The 16,260-nt window shown below is 67.9% G+C and carries 15 protein-coding genes; 7 read left to right on the forward strand and 8 right to left on the reverse strand.

Annotated features, from left to right (window positions below; genetic code table 11):
• Positions 1–20 precede the first annotated feature (20 nt).
• From H162_RS0107105 to hemW, 5 genes are all read left to right on the forward strand, one after another.
• Positions 21–1,004, forward strand: coding sequence for a serine/threonine protein kinase (locus H162_RS0107105; RefSeq protein ID WP_020652764.1), 984 nt, complete (start codon positions 21–23; stop codon positions 1,002–1,004).
• A 3-nt stretch (positions 1,005–1,007) separates the two neighbouring features.
• Positions 1,008–1,937 carry a PP2C family protein-serine/threonine phosphatase gene (locus H162_RS0107110; RefSeq protein WP_020652765.1) on the forward strand — a complete coding sequence of 310 codons (930 nt, stop codon included), beginning with the start codon at positions 1,008–1,010 and terminating at the stop codon, positions 1,935–1,937.
• Positions 1,938–1,957: 20 nt separating this feature from the next.
• Entirely contained in the window at positions 1,958–2,695 is a 738-nt protein-coding gene (gene rph / locus H162_RS0107115) for a ribonuclease PH (protein WP_020652766.1), read from the forward strand.
• 121 nt (positions 2,696–2,816) lie between these two features.
• Positions 2,817–3,401 carry an RdgB/HAM1 family non-canonical purine NTP pyrophosphatase gene (gene rdgB, locus H162_RS0107120; RefSeq protein WP_020652767.1) on the forward strand — a complete coding sequence of 195 codons (585 nt, stop codon included), beginning with the start codon at positions 2,817–2,819 and terminating at the stop codon, positions 3,399–3,401.
• Positions 3,398–4,636, forward strand: a complete 1,239-nt coding sequence (hemW, locus tag H162_RS0107125; protein ID WP_020652768.1) for a radical SAM family heme chaperone HemW — start codon at positions 3,398–3,400, stop codon at positions 4,634–4,636. Before rdgB ends, hemW begins: the two co-directional genes overlap by 4 nt.
• Before the next feature lie 45 nt (positions 4,637–4,681).
• Here the strand turns inward: hemW and H162_RS0107130 are convergent, their stop codons facing one another.
• Positions 4,682–5,191: a MarR family winged helix-turn-helix transcriptional regulator gene (locus H162_RS0107130; protein WP_020652769.1), complete on the reverse strand. Its 510-nt coding sequence runs from the start codon at positions 5,189–5,191 to the stop codon at positions 4,682–4,684.
• 152 nt (positions 5,192–5,343) lie between these two features.
• On the opposite strand from H162_RS0107130, the gene H162_RS0107135 reads away from it, so the two are divergent.
• On the forward strand, positions 5,344–6,387 hold the full coding sequence (locus tag H162_RS0107135) for an aromatic ring-hydroxylating dioxygenase subunit alpha (RefSeq protein ID WP_020652770.1): 1,044 nt from the start codon (positions 5,344–5,346) through the stop codon (positions 6,385–6,387).
• The gene (locus tag H162_RS0107140; RefSeq protein WP_020652771.1) at positions 6,384–7,340 is read left to right on the forward strand and encodes a PDR/VanB family oxidoreductase; all 957 of its coding nucleotides are present in this window, start codon (positions 6,384–6,386) and stop codon (positions 7,338–7,340) included. Before H162_RS0107135 ends, H162_RS0107140 begins: the two co-directional genes overlap by 4 nt.
• 8 nt (positions 7,341–7,348) lie before the next feature.
• Here H162_RS0107140 and H162_RS30310 read toward each other — a convergent pair whose 3' ends face one another.
• From H162_RS30310 to H162_RS0107175, 7 genes are all read right to left on the reverse strand, one after another.
• Positions 7,349–8,245, reverse strand: coding sequence for a M28 family peptidase (locus H162_RS30310; protein ID WP_020652772.1), 897 nt, complete (start codon positions 8,243–8,245; stop codon positions 7,349–7,351).
• A gap of 169 nt (positions 8,246–8,414) precedes the next feature.
• Complete coding sequence (locus tag H162_RS0107150; RefSeq protein WP_020652773.1) at positions 8,415–8,957, reverse strand: porin family protein; 543 nt, start codon at positions 8,955–8,957, stop codon at positions 8,415–8,417.
• Positions 8,958–9,227: 270 nt separating this feature from the next.
• The gene (locus tag H162_RS0107155) at positions 9,228–9,857 is read right to left on the reverse strand and encodes a Rossmann-fold NAD(P)-binding domain-containing protein (RefSeq protein WP_020652774.1); all 630 of its coding nucleotides are present in this window, start codon (positions 9,855–9,857) and stop codon (positions 9,228–9,230) included.
• A complete protein-coding gene (locus tag H162_RS33930; protein WP_156885501.1) occupies positions 9,854–10,006 on the reverse strand; it encodes a hypothetical protein in 153 nt (50 codons plus the stop codon). Before H162_RS33930 ends, H162_RS0107155 begins: the two co-directional genes overlap by 4 nt.
• 297 nt (positions 10,007–10,303) lie before the next feature.
• Positions 10,304–11,737, reverse strand: a complete 1,434-nt coding sequence (locus H162_RS0107165; protein ID WP_026354343.1) for an efflux transporter outer membrane subunit — start codon at positions 11,735–11,737, stop codon at positions 10,304–10,306.
• Positions 11,738–11,751: 14 nt separating this feature from the next.
• Positions 11,752–14,907 carry an efflux RND transporter permease subunit gene (locus H162_RS0107170; RefSeq protein ID WP_040786718.1) on the reverse strand — a complete coding sequence of 1,052 codons (3,156 nt, stop codon included), beginning with the start codon at positions 14,905–14,907 and terminating at the stop codon, positions 11,752–11,754.
• A gap of 30 nt (positions 14,908–14,937) precedes the next feature.
• The gene (locus H162_RS0107175) at positions 14,938–16,161 is read right to left on the reverse strand and encodes an efflux RND transporter periplasmic adaptor subunit (RefSeq protein WP_040786721.1); all 1,224 of its coding nucleotides are present in this window, start codon (positions 16,159–16,161) and stop codon (positions 14,938–14,940) included.
• Between the last annotated feature and the right edge of the window lie 99 nt (positions 16,162–16,260).

Genomic DNA, 16,260 nt, shown 5'->3' on the forward strand with positions numbered 1-16,260 from the left:
AAGCAAGGGAAACCACTTGGATGGCCGCACAGAATAACGCTCCCCTGCCCGAAGGGCTGGAAATTGCCGGATACCGCATTGTAAAGAAAATTGCGTCCGGTGGGTTCAGTATTGTTTATCTGGCATATGACAGCGACGGGAATGCGGTCGCCATCAAGGAATACCTGCCCAGCGCACTGGCCCTGCGCCCGCCCGGCGAGCTGGTGCCGGTGGTCTCGCGGCCCAACCTGCCGGTGTTCCGTATCGGCCTGAAGTGCTTCTTCGAAGAGGGCAGGGCGCTGGCGCGCATCGTCCATCCGAACGTGGTGCGGGTGGTGAACTTCTTCCGCGCCCATGAGACGGTCTATATGGTGATGGCCTATGAATCGGGCCATACGCTGCAGGAGCACATCGCGCGCGCGGCCGCCAGGGATGGCCGCCCGGGCGAGAACTTCGTGCGCCAGGTGTTCAACGGCGTCTGCAGCGGCCTGCGCGAAGTCCATGCGAACAAGCTGCTGCACCTCGACCTCAAGCCCGCCAACATCTACCTGCGCACCGACGGCTCGCCGCTGCTGCTCGATTTCGGCGCGGCGCGGCAGACGATCAACAGCGATGCGCCGATGCTGGCGCCGATGTACACGCCCGGCTTCGCCGCGCCCGAGCTGTATGCCAAGGGCATGGCGCTGGGGCCGTGGACCGACATCTACAGCATCGGCGCCGCGATGTTCGCCTGCATGACCTGCTCGACGCCGCAGCCGGCCGACGCGCGCCGCCTCGAGGACAAGGTGGCGGCCCAGCTGGCTGCGCTCGACGGACGCTATTCGCGCGAACTGGTCGAGATGGTGCGCGCCTGCCTGGAGCCCGATCCGCTGGCGCGTCCGCAGAGCGTGTTCGCGCTGCAGAAGGTGCTGCAGGCCGTCCCGGCTGCGCCGGCGCCGCCGCTGGCCGAAGCGGGCAAGCCGTCCGGCTGGCGCGGCCTGGTCGGCCGCGTCAAGGGGCTTGGGCTTCCGAAGGCGCGGACCTGAGCCATGCAGTTCTCCGTCTACCAGCAAAGCCATATCGGCGGGCGCAAGGTCAACCAGGACCGGATGGGCTACAGCTTCACGCGCGACGCGCTGCTGCTGGTGCTGGCCGACGGCATGGGCGGCCACGCGCGCGGCGAGCTGGCCGCCACCATCGCGCTGCAGACCATCTCGATGATGTTCCGCATGCAGGCGCGTCCCTATGTCAAGAAGCCCGAGCGCTTCCTCGAGGAAGCGCTGCAGCAGGCGCACTGGGACATCGTCGCCTATGCCGCAACGCACAAGCTGCCCGAGGCGCCGCGCACCACGATCGTGGCCTGCCTGGTCCAGCATAACTGCGCGATGTGGGCGCACGTGGGCGATTCGCGCCTGTACTGGGTGCGGCGCAACCAGGTCCTGGCGCGCACGCGCGACCATTCGCACATCGAATACCTGATCGAGAAGGGGCGCGCCGATCCGTCGGAACGCAACACCCATCCGGACCGCAACAAGCTGTACAACTGCCTGGGCGCCTCGAGCGAGCCGAAGGTCGAGCTGTCGCGCCAGGCCAGCCTGGAACCGGGCGACGTGCTGATGCTGTGTTCGGACGGTTTGTGGACCATGCTGCCCGAGACCGAGATCGTGCACCGGCTCTCGACCGCCACCGTGGTGCAGGCGGTGCCCGACATGGTGCAGATGGCGGCCGCGATCGGCGGCGCGCGCGCCGACAACACGACGGCGCTGGCGATTGCCTGGCAGGGCGCGGATGCGCCTGGCGGCGCAGGCATGGACAACGTGATCTCGACCCAGGCGCTGCCGGAGGACGAGGTCAGCTCGACCATCACGGCCGGGCAGCCGGTCCCTTCGGCGACCGATGCGTTCGACGAAGACGAGATCGAAAAGGCGATCGCCGAGATCCGCGAAGCGATCGAGAAATCATCCCAGTTACTCAAATAAGAAAGAAGCGAGAAAACCTCATGACATTTGAACACCGCCCGAGCGGGCGCGCGGTCGACCAGTTGCGTCCGGTCCGCATCACCCGCCAGTACACCCGGCATGCCGAGGGCTCGGTCCTGATCGAGTTCGGCGACACCAAGGTGATCTGCACCGCCAGCATCGAAGAGAAGGTGCCGCCTTTCCTGAAGGGGAAGGGGCAGGGCTGGCTGACCGCCGAATACGGCATGCTGCCGCGTTCGACGCATACGCGCATGGACCGCGAGGCGGCGCGCGGCAAGCAGACCGGCCGCACCCAGGAAATCCAGCGCCTGATCGGCCGCTCGCTGCGCGCGGCCTTCGACCTGGAGGCGTTCGGCGAGCGCACCCTGCACCTGGACTGCGACGTGATCCAGGCCGACGGCGGCACGCGCACGGCCTCGATCACCGGGGCGATGGTGGCGGCCCATGACGCCTTCAGCGCGCTGGTGGGGCGGGGCCTGGTGGCCGCGCTGCCGGTACGGCACTTCGTGGCGGCGGTCTCGGTGGGCGTGTACCGGGGCATGCCGGTGCTGGACCTGGACTATGTCGAGGATTCGGATTGCGATACCGACATGAACGTGGTGATGACCGAGCAGGGGCACTTCATCGAAGTGCAGGGCACGGCGGAAGGGGCGGCCTTCGACCGGGAAGGGATGAACCGCCTGCTGGACCTGGCGCAGCTGGGCATTGCGGACCTGGTGCGCCTGCAGAAGCAGGCCCTGGGTCTCGCCAGCGCCTGAGGCGAGCGTCGGCGCTGCCGGTTTGCCTGCAAACCGGCAGCGCCAGCCACGCGCCGCTTCCGGGCGCAGCGCCGCCCAAACCGGTAAAATACCGCCTCCGCACCACCCACACCCCCACACCATGACCCAACGCCTGATCCTTGCCTCCAACAACGCCGGCAAACTGAAGGAATTCGCCCAGCTGCTCGAACCCATCGGTTTCGAACTGCACCCGCAGGGCGAGTTCAACGTGCCGGAAGCGGAAGAACCGTTCGGAACCTTCGTCGAGAACGCCCTGGCCAAGGCCCGCCACGCCTCGCGCCTGACCGGCTTGCCGGCCCTGGCCGACGATTCGGGCGTGTGCGTCAATGCGCTCGGCGGCGCCCCCGGCGTCTACTCGGCGCGCTATGCCGGCGAGCCGAAGTCGGATGCCCGCAACAATGAAAAGCTGGTCGCGGACCTGGCCGGCCACGCCGACAAGTCGTCCTACTATTATTGCGTGCTGGTCTACGTGCGCCACGCCGACGATCCGCAGCCGGTCATCGCCGACGGCCGCTGGAACGGCGAGATCATCGCGGAACCGCGCGGCGCCAACGGCTTCGGCTACGATCCGCATTTCCTCATTCCCTCGCTCGGCAAGACCACGGCCGAACTCGACCCGCAGCAAAAGAATGCGTTGTCGCACCGTGGCCAGGCCTTGCGCGCACTGGTCGAAAAACTCACATGATCCCGATTAAAGTCGCCGGCCCCGCGCCCAGCGAGCCGCGTTCGCCCGCCAGCGCCGCGCTGCAATACCTGCAGCCGGGCGCCCTGAACCTGGCCGCGCTGCCGCCGCTGTCGCTCTACATCCACTGGCCGTGGTGCGTGCGCAAGTGCCCGTATTGCGACTTCAATTCGCACGAAGCGAAGGGCGAGGCGCCCGAGCAGGAATACCTGGACGCGGTGCGCCTCGACCTGGAACAGTCGCTGCCGCTGATCTGGGGCCGCAAGATCCACACCGTCTTCATCGGCGGCGGCACTCCCAGCCTGATGTCGGCCGCGGGACTGGACCGCCTGCTGTCGGACGTGCGCACCCTGCTGCCGCTCGACCTCGACGCCGAGATCACGATGGAAGCCAACCCCGGCACCTTCGAGGCCGAACGCTTCAAGTCCTACCGCGACAGCGGCGTGAACCGCCTGTCGATCGGCATCCAGAGCTTCAACCCGGCCCACCTGGAGGCGCTCGGCCGCATCCATGACGGCGACGAGGCACGGCGCGCGGTCGAGATCGCGCAGTCCACCTTCGACAACTTCAACCTCGACCTGATGTACGCGCTGCCGGGGCAGACCCTGGAACAGGCGCGGCTCGACCTCGAGACCGCGCTGTCGTTCGCGCCGCCGCACCTGTCGCTGTACCACCTGACGATGGAACCGAACACGGTGTTCGCCAAGTACCCGCCCGCGCAGCTGCCGGACGACGACCTGAGCGCCGACATGCAGGACATGATCGCGCAGGCCACCGCCGCCGCCGGCTACGGGCACTACGAAGTGTCGGCCTACGCCAGGGCGGGCCACCGCGCGCGCCATAACCTGAATTACTGGCAGTTCGGCGACTACCTCGGCATCGGCGCGGGCGCGCATTCGAAGATCTCGTTCCCGCACCGGATCCTGCGCCAGGCGCGCTACAAGCAGCCGGGCTCCTTCATCGAGGCCGCGCGGCGCGGCAACGCGGTGCAGGAAGAGCACGAGATCGGCCGCGCCGACATGGGTTTCGAGTTCATGCTCAATGCGCTGCGCCTGACCGGCGGCTTCGACCCGAACCTGTTCGGCGAGCGCACCGGCATGAGCATCAGCACCATCACCAGGGCGCTGAACGAAGCCGAAGCCAGGGGCCTGCTGGTCCGGGATCACAAGCTGATCCGCCCGACCGAGATGGGGCAGCGTTTCCTGAACGATTTGCAGGAGATGTTCCTGGCCGAGTGAGGCCGGCGGGTGGAACCGTGGGCGGGCGGGTTCCCGCCCACGCGTTCAAGACAGCCCTTGAGGTTTCGCCTCGGACGCCCCCGGCAATGCCAGCGGCGCCCGGCTCTGCTCGTTGTTCTCCTGCACCAGCCTGGACAGCAAGCCCATGAACAGCGCCTGTTCCTCCTCGCTCAGCGGCGCCAGCAGCCGCTGGCGTATCCGCTGCGCCCCCGGCTCCATGTCACGCAGCAGCCGTTCCCCCTCGGCCGTGATGCTCAGCGCGCGCTGGCGCCGGTTGTGCGGAATCACCTTGCGCTCCAATAAACCCTTTTCCTCCAGCCGGACGCACACCGTCGCCCCGGTCGAGGTATCGATCGCCGCCAGCCCGGCCAGCGACACCTGGTCGATGCCCGGATGCCCGGCCAGCTGGCTCAGCATCGCGTACTGCACCGGCGTCAGCTCGTTCCCCATTTCATCGTAGAACATCGAGACCGAGATCTGCTGGGCGCGCCGCAGCAGGTGGCCCGGGTGCTGGACCAGGTCGAGCATCGCGCCCTGGCTCTCGTGTGCGCGCATTTCTAAGGTTCTTGTCGGCATCTTTCCTGTCGCTTTTGGTGCGGCGCACCAACAATAATCGTGGCTCGTAGTTTACTTCGTCCGGTAAACGCGTGATACTTTTCCACACATTCAGTGTACTGAATCTTAAAATTATAACCAAGGAGACGTGTATGTTCCCCAAGAATGCCTGGTACGTGGCCTGCACCCCGGACGAAATCGCGGGCAAGCCGCTGGGCCGCCAGATCTGCGGCGAGAAGATCGTGTTCTACCGCGGCCAGGAGGGCAAGGTCGCGGCGGTCGAGGATTTCTGTCCGCACCGCGGCGCGCCGCTCTCGCTCGGCTTCGTCCGCGACGGCAAGCTGGTGTGCGGCTATCACGGCCTGGAAATGGGCTGCGAAGGAAAGACCATCGGCATGCCGGGACAGCGCGTGCGCGGCTTTCCCTGCATCCGCAGCTATCCGGTCGAGGAGCGCTACGGCTTCATCTGGGTCTGGACCGGCGACAGGGAACTGGCCGATCCGGCCGCCATCCACCACCTCGAATGGGCCGACAATCCGGAGTGGGCCTATGGCGGCGGCCTGTACCACATCAACTGCGATTACCGCCTGATGGTCGACAACCTGATGGACCTGACCCACGAGACCTATGTGCATGCGTCGAGCATCGGCCAGAAGGAGATCGACGAGGCGCCGGTCACGACCAGGGTGGAGGGCGAGCAGGTGGTGACCAGCCGCTTCATGGAAAACATCGGCGCGCCGCCGTTCTGGCGCGCCGCCCTGCGCGGCAACGACCTGGCCGACGACGTCCCGGTCGACCGCTGGCAGATCTGCCGTTTCAACGCGCCCAGCCACGTGATGATCGAGGTCGGCGTCGCGCACGCCGGCAAGGGCGGCTACCATGCCGATCCGAAGGTCAAGGTGTCGAGCATCGTGGTCGACTTCATCACCCCGGAGACCGAGACCTCGCACTGGTATTTCTGGGGCATGGCGCGCAACTTCAAGCCGCAGGACCAGGAACTCACGCGCGCGATCCGCGAAGGCCAGGGCCGCATCTTCAGCGAAGACCGCGAGATGCTCGAACTGCAGCAGCAGAACATCCTGCGCCACCCCGAACGCAAGCTCCTGATGCTCAACATCGATGCCGGCGGCGTGCAGTCGCGGCGCATCATCGACGGGTGGCTGGCGCGCGAGCAGGCCGGCGAGGTGGCGGCATGAACGGCATCGACGTCCGCGTGGCGAGCAAGACCTGCGAGGCCGACGGCATCTGCAGCTACGAACTGGTGCGCCTGGACGGCGCGCCGCTGCCGCCCTTCGAGGCCGGCGCGCACATCGACGTGCATCTCGGGGGCGAGCTCGTGCGCCAGTATTCGCTCTGCAATGCGCCCGGCGAAACCCACCGTTACCAGATCGGCGTGCTGCGCGACCCCGGTTCGCGCGGCGGTTCGCAGGCGATGCACGACCACATCGAGACCGGCTCGTTCCTGCGCATCAGCGCGCCGAAGAACCACTTCCCGCTGGTCGAGGCGAAGCGCACGCTGCTGCTGGCCGGCGGCATCGGCGTCACGCCGATCCTGGCGATGGCCGAAGCCCTGGCGGCGAAGGGCGCGGACTTCGAGATGCACTACAGCGCGCGCGCGCCGGAGCGCGCGGCCTTCAGGGAGCGCATCCGGGCGTCAAGCTTCGCCGGCCAGGTGCGCTTCCACTACGACAGCGGCGACGCCGGACAGCAGCTCGACCTGCCGGCGCTGCTCGCCGGCGCCGGCCTCGAGACCCACCTGTATGTCTGCGGTCCGCAGGGCTTCATCGGACACGTGCTGGACAGCGCGAAAGCACGAGGATGGCCGGCGGCGCGGCTGCACGTCGAGTATTTCGGCGCCGCGGCGGTGGACACCAGCGGCGACCGGCCCTTCGACGTCAGGCTGGCCTCGAGCGGCAGGGTGGTGACTGTCCCCGCCGGCAAGACGGTGCTCGGGGTGCTGGCCGAGCAGGGCATCGACATTCCGTACTCGTGCGAGGAAGGCGTGTGCGGGACCTGCCTGACGCGGGTGCTGGAAGGGACGCCGGATCACCGCGACCTGTACCTGACCGAGGAGGAACAGGCGGCCAACGACCAGTTCACGCCCTGCTGTTCGAGGTCGAAGACGCCGGTCCTCGTGCTGGACCTGTAGGAGGGGCCCTAGCTGCGCACCGGGCTCGCGAGCGCCGCGATGGTGCGCGCCAGGCCCCGGACCACGCGCGACATGCCGTCGAAGTCGGGCTTTTCCGGCGCGCCGCCGGCCGTGTGGTGGTAGGGGTAGCGCAGGAAGGCCGTGTCCGTGATCATCAGGGCAGGGTAGCCCTGGCGCTCGTCGGGGCCATGGCCGGACAGGGTCACGCCCATCACATGGGCCTGGGCCGCCAGTCCCTGCGCCGGGAAGTCCGCGCCGGCCTTGAAGGCGGCCAGGGCCTGGCGCACCAGGGCGGACGATTCCAGCGTGCCCACGAAGGCGATGAAGTCGCCGGCGTCCGGATACCGCGCTTCCAGCTCCGGCGGCGGCTGCCCCGTGCGCCCGGGCAGCAGGCCGCCCATGTCCTCGCCCAGGAACCAGGGCGCTTCCTCGTTGACGAAGAAGACGAACTTGACCTCGGTGCCCTGGCCCGGCCGCATGTCCCTGAGCAGGCGCGCCAGTTCGAGCACGGCCGCGGCGCCGCTGCCGTTCTCGCCCGCGCCCGGCGTGGCATCGAAGTGGGCACCGATGATGAAGATGCGCTCGGGGCGCGCGCCCGGCGCCAGGTTGGCGAGCGAGGCCTCGACGTTGCGCACCCTGCGGCCGCCGGCCTCGTATTCCTGGCGCCGCACCGTGTAGCCGAATCCGTCGAGTGCGCCCTCGATATGGCGCGCAGCCTGCTCCGGCTCGCGCGGCATGGCCGTGTCGTGCCGCTCGGCGGCGATCGCCGCGACATGGGCGTGCAGGCGCGCCGTCAGCGGCGGGGCCGCACGGGCGGAATCGGTCTCCACGGTCGTCAGTGCCAGCACGATCGCCAGGATGATCGCGACAATGACTTTCCAGTGTGATTGAAAGAAGTTGCGCATGGCAGTCGGCGACGCCGGCGCTGGGTCGGCAAGCTGTCGATGCACCCAGTGTAGCAAGCCGGGAACAGACCGCGTTCGGAAGGCAAGCAATTCCGCGCGCCAACACCGACCTTGCCCCTGCAAGGCACAAAGGACCCGGAGGTCCTTTGCACGGGGTATGCCGCCGAGCTCAGAAACCGATGCGCACGCCCGCGCTCCAGGCGTCGGCCTTGGCGCCGCTCGGCTTGTCGCGGCCATAACGCTCGTACTCGGCGTTCAGCGCCAGGTTCTGCGTCAGCCTGTACTGCACGCCCACGGAAGCGTAGGCCCCGGTGTCGGTATCGTTGTGGTAGGCGCCGGTGTCGTTGTCGTACTGGCGCCCGCTGTGGGACAGGCCCAGCTTGCCATAGGCCGAGAAGCGCTCGGTCAGCGGCACGTTGTACCTGGCGGCCACGTAGCTGTCATGGCCCTTGGTGGAGCCGCGGATGCTGCGGGTCGCGTCCGAACGCTGCCAGGTGCGGCGGTCCAGGTAGGTGTAGCCGGCTTCGACGCCCCAGTTCCGGTCGAACTCGTAGCCGGCGAACAGCCTGGGGTTGGTCCTGGAGCCTTCGGCCAGGTAATCGACCTGCGAGGCGCCGATCCCGATATAGGCCTGCGGGGCGGCGCCGCCTTGGGCCTGGGCCGCGCCTGCAGCGGCAAGTCCGGCGATCAGTGCAAACATCGTCTTGTTCATGCGTCTCTTCCTTTTTCGTGTTTTGACTGTATCGCGGCTCATCAGTGAGTCGCGATGGAGCGGAAGATAGCATTGGCAACCCTGCCAACAATGCGCATTTGGTAAGTAACTGTAACGAATTGCATGCATATTCGTCGAAAAATTGGCATATGCACGCGCTGAATTGCCGCGCGATGAAGCCCGATTCACCGAGCTAACACGACATGATGCGAAGGCGATCATGTGTCATCCGGCCGCAGGAGGGACCGGATGCCGGCCCCGGCGCGCCGCTCAGGCCAGTGCGTCGGACGCCACGACATGCACGCCCGGCCGCGCCTGGATCGCGGCCTCGAGCAGCGCCTGGGCGATCCGGGGCGCCGGATTGATGCGCCAGCGCCGCGGCAGGACCGGCCCGAGCACCCGCAGCGCCAGCACCATGGCCTGCTCGCCGGGACGCGATTCCTGGCGCTGCCCGCCGATGAAGCCCGGCCGCACATGGGTGAGCGAGGCGAAGCCGACCGCGGCCAGGTCCCGTTCCAGTTCGCCCTTCACGCGGTTGTAGAAGATGCGCGACGCCGGGTCGGCGCCGATGGCGGAATTCAGTACGAAGGCCGGCGTGCCGTGGCGCCTGGCCAGTTGCGCCGCCGCCAGCGGATAGTCGTGGTCGACGCGCCTGAACGCTTCCTGCGAGCCTGCCGCCTTGATGGTGGTGCCGAGCGTGCAGATCGTCGCGTCGGCCTGCCACCAGGGCGCATCCTGGGGAAGCCTGTCGAAGTCCACCTGCGGCGCCTGCAGTTTCGGATGGGTCGCCAAAGGCCGGCGCGCCGGCGCCGCCACGTGCCCGACGCGGCCGTCGGCCAGGGCCAGCCGCAGGAGATGACTGCCCACCAGTCCGGTCGCACCCACGATCAGCAGTTTCATGTCGCCTCCCTGTTTTCCGCTTGCCAGCGCATCACCGCCAGAACAGCATGATCACACAGGCCGCCATCGCCCACCACACGCCTGTCCGCATCGCCCACCTCGGCGCGCCAGGCAAGGATGGAAGCGCCGGCAGCAAAGAAATGCGGCATTCAGGGTCAGGTCTGTCATTCGGACATGGACGCGCAACCCTTGCGAAATCTCACAACGGTTTTAAGTATGCCGCGACTTTTTTCCTCGTTCCGACATGGTCCGTGATGCGCGGGTTTCGGTAACCAATGCGAGCCGAGCATTGACGAGTTCGGGATAAACAAACCAGCATTTCGAGATAGAGCAAAGGTGCTCGATCGGTGTCCGAATGACAGACCTGACCCTGAATGCGCTCATCCGTGCAGAACCAACAAAAGCCGGGCTGCGAACAGCCCGGCTTTGCTGGCGGGGGAGGGCGGTCAGCGCGCCGCGACGGGCGGCGTCGGCTCGGTCCAGCCGCCGCCCAGCACCCGGTACAGGGTGACCTGGTTCTGCAGGCGCAGCAGGTTGGCCTGGACGGCGGCCTGCTGGGCCTGGAACAGCGAACGCTGGGCGTCGAGCAGGTCTAGGTAGCTGGCCGCGCCGCTGCGGTAGCGCAGGTCGGACAGGTTGAAGCGGTCGGCTTCGGCTTCCGCCACCGCGCGCTGGGCGCGCAGCTGCTCGCTGAAGGTCGCCTGGCCCGCCAGCGCATCCGCCACTTCGCGGAACGCGGTCTGGATCGCGCGCTCGTACTGCGCCACCGAGATGTCGCGCTGCGCCCGGGCGCTGCCCAGGATCGCCGTGTTGCGGCCATAGTCGAAGATCGGCAGGATCGCCTGCGGCGCGAAGGTCCAGCCGAAGGAGCCGCTGTCGAACAGGCCGGACAGCTCGGTGCTGGCGCTGCCCGCGCTGCCGGTCAGCGTGATGCGCGGGAAGAAGTTCGCGCGCGCCGCGCCGATGTTGGCGTTGGCCGCGATCAGCTGCTGCTCGGCCGACCGGATGTCCGGGCGGGTGGCCAGCAGGTCGGACGGCAGTCCGGCCGGCAGCTCGGGCAGCTCGGTCGTGGCCAGGGTGGCGCCGGGCGCCAGCGTGGCGGGGATCGGCTGGCCGACCAGCAGGGTCAGCAGGTTGATGTCCTGCGCGCGCAGGCGCTGCTGCTGGGCGAGCGTGGTGCGCGCGGTTTCCACCAGCGAGACCGACTGCTGCACTTCCAGGCGCGAGGCCACGCCATTGTCGAAGCGCAGCTTGACCAGCTTGTCCGATTCCTCGCGGGTCTTGAGGGTGTCCTGGGTGATCTTCAGGAGTTCCTCGTCGGCCAGCAGCTGCAGGTAGGCGTTGGCGACCGAGGCGATCAGGCTGATCTGGGTGGTCTTGCGCGCTTCCTCGGTGGCCAGGTACTGCGCCAGCGCCGCCTGCGACAGGTTGCGCACGCGGCCGAACAGGTCGAGCTCGAACGCCGACACGGCCAGGCCGGCCTGGTAGACGCTGTTGATCGGCTCGTCCTCGCCGGTGGTCTGGCGGTTGCCGGTCACGGCCGCCGACACGGTCGGCAGGCGGTCGGCGCGCGCCACGCGGTACTGCGCGCGGGCCTGCTCGATGCTGGCGATGGCGATGCGCAGGTCGCGGTTGTTGGCCAGCGACAGCTCGATCAGCTGGCGCAGGCGCGCGTCGGCGAAGAAGCGCTGCCATTCGATATTCGCCGGCGCTTCATTGGCCGCCGGGGCGCCTGGTGCGCTGGCCGCGCGCGGCAGCTCGGGGAAGCTGCCGGCGACCGGCGCCTGCGGACGCTCGTACTTCGGCGCCAGCGACATGCAGCCGGCCAGCGCCATCGACAGCGCGAGCGGGGTGGCGATGCGTGTGAGTTGCTTGATCATGTTGTTTGATTCGATCATATTTTCTTGTCCTCGACGACCGGTTCTTCCTGGTGTGCGTACTTCTTGCGCTGGCGCTCGCTGCCCTTGAACAGCTTGCGGATGAAGACGAAGAACACCGGCACGAACAGCACGCCCAGCAGGGTCGCCGTGATCATGCCGCCCATCACGCCGGTACCGATGGCGCGCTGCGACGCCGAGCCGGCGCCGCCCGCGATCACCAGCGGCAGCACGCCGAGGATGAAGGCCAGCGAGGTCATGATGATCGGGCGGAAGCGCAGGTGCGCCGCCTTGATCGCCGCCTCGACCGGCGACATGCCCTGCGCCTGCAGGTCCTTCGCGAACTCGATGATCAGCACCGCGTTCTTCGCCGCCAGGCCGATGATGGTCACCAGGCCGATCTTGAAGTACACGTCGTTCGGGTAGCCGCGCATCATGGCCGCCAGCACGGCGCCCAGGACGCCGAGCGGCACCACCAGCAGGACCGATACCGGGATCGACCAGCTTTCATACAGCGCCGCCAGCGCCAGGAAGATCGCCAGCATCGAGAACATCACCAGGACGCCCATGGTCGAACCGGACAGCAGTTCCTCGCGCGACTGGCCGGTCCATTCGAAGGCGAAGCCGGGCGGCAGCTGGCCCGCCAGGCGCTCCATCTCGGCCAGCGCGTCGCCGGTCGAGTAGCCCGGCTTGGTGTCGCCGGCGATGCTCATCGCCGGGTAGCCGTTGTAGCGGATGGTCTGCATCGGGCCGGTGACCCAGCGCGTGGTCGCGAACGAGGACAGCGGCACCGGCTGGCCCTGGGTATTCAGGGCGTTGAGGCGCAGCAGGTCGTCCGGCTGCATGCGGGCGCTGGCCTCGGCCTGCACCACGACGCGCTGCAGGCGGCCGGCGTTCGGGAAGTCGTTCACGTAGGACGAGCCGAGCGCGGTCGACAGCGCGGTGTTGATCGCGTCGAAGGTGACGCCCAGCGCCTGCGCCTTGTCGCGGTCGATGTCGAGCTTCACCTGCGGCGCGTCTTCCAGGCCTTCCGGACGGACGCCGGCCAGGATCGGGCTTTGCGCGGCCATGCCCAGCAGCTGGTTGCGCGCCGCCAGCAGCGCATCGTGGCCGTTGCCGCCGCGGTCCTGCAGGCGGAAGGTGAAGCCGGTGCCGCGGCCCAGTTCCGGGATCGGCGGCGGGCTCAGTGCGAACACGAAGGCGTCGCGGATGCCGCCCAGGTGGCCGGTGATGCGGCCCGCCAGACCCTGCGCGCTCGAGCCTTCGCCCTTGCGCTCGTCCCAGCTCTTGAGCGGGATGAAGGCCAGCGCCATGTTCTGGCCCGAACCGGAGAACGAGAAGCCCATCACGCTGACCATGTCCTGCACTTCCGGCTGCTTCATGATGTACTCTTCGGCCGTGCGCATCACCTGGTTGGTGCGCTCGAGCGTGGCGCCCGGCGGCAGCTGGAAGTTGGCGATCACGTAGCCCTGGTCCTCGTTCGGCAGGAACGAATTCGGCATGCGGGTGAACAGCAGCGCGACCGCGCCGACGACCACCGCGAACACCACCATCGTCCGGCCCGAGCCGCGCAGCAGGCGCGCGACCCAGCCTTCGTAGCGGGCCGCGGTCTTGGTGAAGCGGCGGTTGAACCAGCCGAAGAAGCCGCGCTTCTCGTGGTGGTGGCCGGCCTGCACCGGCTTGAGCAGGTGGGCGCACAGCGCCGGGGTCAGGGTCAGCGCCAGGAAGGCCGAGAAGGCGATCGAGGACACCATCACCGCCGCGAACTGGCGGTAGATGTTGCCGACCGCGCCGGCGAAGAAGGCCAGCGGCACGAACACCGACATCAGGACCACGGTCACGCCGATGATCGCGCCCGAGATCTGGCTCATCGCCTTGCGGGTCGCCTGCAGCGGCGGCAGGCCTTCCTCGCTCATGATGCGCTCGACGTTCTCGACCACGATGATGGCGTCGTCGACCACGATACCGATCACCAGCACCATGCCGAACATGGTCAGCACGTTGATCGAGAAGCCCAGCGCCAGCAGGGTGCCGAGCGAGCCCAGCAGTGCAACCGGCACCACGATGGTCGGGATCAGGGTGTAGCGGATGTTCTGCAGGAACAGGTACATCACCAGGAACACCAGCACGATCGCCTCGACCAGGGTATGCACCACCTGTTCGATCGAGATCTGGATGAACTTCGAGCTGTCGAACGGGATCGACCACTTCATGCCGGGCGGGAAGTACTTCGACAGTTCTTCCATGCGCGCGCGCACCAGCTTCGCGGTTTCGAGGGCGTTACCGGACGGCGACAGCTGCACGCCGATACCGGTCGAGGGCTTGCCGTTCAGGCGCGCCGAGGTCGCGTAGGCCTGGCCGCCGATCTCGATGCGGGCCACGTCCTTCAGGCGGACGGTCGAGCCGTCCGGATTCGCGCGCAGTGCGATGTTGCCGAACTGTTCGACGGTGCTGAGCTGGCCGGTGACCACCACGGTGGCCGAGATTTCCTGGCCGGCCGCGAGCGGCTGTTCGCCGATGGTGCCCGAGGCCACCTGGGCGTTCTGGGTGCGGATCGCATTGTTGACGTCGGCCGGCGACAGGCGGTAGCCCACCAGCTTGGCCGGGTCGATCCAGATGCGCATCGCGCGCTCGGTGCCGAACAGCTGCGCGGTGCCGACGCCCTTGATGCGCTGGATTTCAGGCAGCACGGTGCGCGAGGCGTAGTCGCCCAGCGCGATCGGGTCCCACTTCGGATCGTCCGACGACAGGATGGTGAACAGCAGGAAGTTGGCGCGCACCTTGTCGACGCGCACGCCCTGCTGGTTCACCGCCTGCGGCAGGCGCGGGGTGGCGCGCGACAGGCGGTTCTGCACGTCCACCTGGGCCAGGTCCGGGTTGGTGCCGGACTCGAAGGTCAGGGTGATCGAGCCGCTGCCGTTGGCGGAGCTGCTCGATTCCATGTAGATCAGGCCCGGCGAGCCGTTCATCTCGCGTTCGATGACGGAGATGACCGAGTCTTCCAGGGTCTGGGCCGACGCGCCCGGGTAGGCGGCGTTGATCACGATCGCGGGCGGCGCCACGTTCGGGTACTGCGCGATCGGCAGCTGGGTGATGGAGACGCCGCCGATCACCATGATGAACAGCGCGATCACCCAGGCGAAAATAGGGCGGTCAATAAAATAACGTGCCATTGGAGTAGTCCTGTTTCTGTGCTGCGGCGCTTAGCGGCTGGCCGGCGCCGGAGCGGCGGCGGTCGTGGCGCCTGGAGCGGTGCCGGTGGCCGGTTTCCACGGCACCGGCTTGACCGGGGTGCCCGGCGGCATCATCTGCACCTTCTGGAAGCCGTCGACCATCACGCGCTCGCCTTCCTTCAGGCCGTCGGTGACGATCCAGTTCTGGCCTTGCTGCGAACCGATCTTGACGGTGCGCTGGGCCGGCTTGTTGTCCGGGCCGACCACCATCAGGGTATCGCCCTGGGCGCCGCCGCGGGTGACGGCCTGCTGCGGCACCACGATGCCGTTCGGCAGCTCGGCCTGCGCCAGGCGCACGCGCACGTACTGGCCCGGCAGCAGGGCGTTGTCCGGGTTCGGCACGGTGGCGCGCAGGGTGACCTGGCCGCTGCTCGGATCGACCGTCACGTCGGAGAACAGCAGCTTGCCGCGCACGCCCAGCTCGGAGCCGTCTTCCAGCAGCACCGTGACCGGCAGGCCGCCGGCGACGCGGCTGGCGCCGGCCTGCTTGCGCAGGCGCTGCAGCTCGACGGCCGACTGGGTGATGTTCAGGTACATCGGGTTGGTCTGCTGGATCAGCGCCATCTGGGTGGCTTCGGTGGCCGAGACCAGGGCGCCTTCGGTGACCAGGGCGCGGCCGATGCGGCCCGCGATCGGGGCGTTGACGCTGGTGTAGCCGACGTTGATCTGGGACACGCGCAGCTGGGCCCTGGCCGCGGCGACGGCCGCCTCGCCCTGTTTCTGGGCGGCGACGGCGTTCGTGTATTCCTGCTTGCTGATGGCGTTGGCCTCGACCAGCGGCTTGTAGCGCTCGGCCTGGGCCGCGGCCTGGGTCAGGTTGGCCTGGGCGCGCGCCAGCTCGGCCTGGGCGCTGTTAAGCTGCGCCTGGTAGGTGTCGGGATCGATCTGGAACAGCGACTGGCCCTGCTTGACCTCGCTGCCTTCGGTGAACACGCGCTTGAGCACGACGCCATTGACGCGGGCGCGGACCTGGGCGGTGCGGACCGGCTCGGCGCGCGCCGGCAGTTCGGTCTCGAGGGCGACCGGTTCGAATCTGGTGGTGATGACGCCGACTTCCGGGGCGGGCATCTTGCCGCCGGCGGCGGCCGGTGCAGCATCATCCTTTTTGCCGCAGGCGGACAGCAGCACCAGGGCAGCCAGGGTGCCGGCGGCGATCCGGGTCAGGGACAAGGAGGAGGAGGTGGCAGAGCGCATTACGTGTGCTTCCTTCTAGAGTAAACAGATTGACCCATGCGCAGGAAAACAACACCTCTCCTTGGCACGGGATCAACTCTGGCTTTTGCAAATAGTTTT

The sequence above is a fragment of the Massilia niastensis DSM 21313 genome (assembly GCF_000382345.1).
GTDB lineage: Bacteria > Pseudomonadota > Gammaproteobacteria > Burkholderiales > Burkholderiaceae_D > Telluria > Telluria niastensis.

Bases quoted from the DNA above. Each gene is read 5' to 3' on its own strand.
- H162_RS0107105 (WP_020652764.1), top strand. From the start codon at position 21: ATGGCCGCACAGAATAACGCTCCCCTGCCCGAAGGGCTGGAAATTGCC.
- H162_RS0107110 (WP_020652765.1), top strand. From the start codon at position 1,008: ATGCAGTTCTCCGTCTACCAGCAAAGCCATATCGGCGGGCGCAAGGTC.
- rph (WP_020652766.1), top strand. From the start codon at position 1,958: ATGACATTTGAACACCGCCCGAGCGGGCGCGCGGTCGACCAGTTGCGT.
- rdgB (WP_020652767.1), top strand. From the start codon at position 2,817: ATGACCCAACGCCTGATCCTTGCCTCCAACAACGCCGGCAAACTGAAG.
- hemW (WP_020652768.1), top strand. From the start codon at position 3,398: ATGATCCCGATTAAAGTCGCCGGCCCCGCGCCCAGCGAGCCGCGTTCG.
- H162_RS0107130 (WP_020652769.1), bottom strand. From the start codon at position 5,191: ATGCGCGCACACGAGAGCCAGGGCGCGATGCTCGACCTGGTCCAGCAC.
- H162_RS0107135 (WP_020652770.1), top strand. From the start codon at position 5,344: ATGTTCCCCAAGAATGCCTGGTACGTGGCCTGCACCCCGGACGAAATC.
- H162_RS0107140 (WP_020652771.1), top strand. From the start codon at position 6,384: ATGAACGGCATCGACGTCCGCGTGGCGAGCAAGACCTGCGAGGCCGAC.
- H162_RS30310 (WP_020652772.1), bottom strand. From the start codon at position 8,245: ATGCGCAACTTCTTTCAATCACACTGGAAAGTCATTGTCGCGATCATC.
- H162_RS0107150 (WP_020652773.1), bottom strand. From the start codon at position 8,957: ATGAACAAGACGATGTTTGCACTGATCGCCGGACTTGCCGCTGCAGGC.
- H162_RS0107155 (WP_020652774.1), bottom strand. From the start codon at position 9,857: ATGAAACTGCTGATCGTGGGTGCGACCGGACTGGTGGGCAGTCATCTC.
- H162_RS33930 (WP_156885501.1), bottom strand. From the start codon at position 10,006: ATGCCGCATTTCTTTGCTGCCGGCGCTTCCATCCTTGCCTGGCGCGCC.
- H162_RS0107165 (WP_026354343.1), bottom strand. From the start codon at position 11,737: ATGATCAAGCAACTCACACGCATCGCCACCCCGCTCGCGCTGTCGATG.
- H162_RS0107170 (WP_040786718.1), bottom strand. From the start codon at position 14,907: ATGGCACGTTATTTTATTGACCGCCCTATTTTCGCCTGGGTGATCGCG.
- H162_RS0107175 (WP_040786721.1), bottom strand. From the start codon at position 16,161: ATGCGCTCTGCCACCTCCTCCTCCTTGTCCCTGACCCGGATCGCCGCC.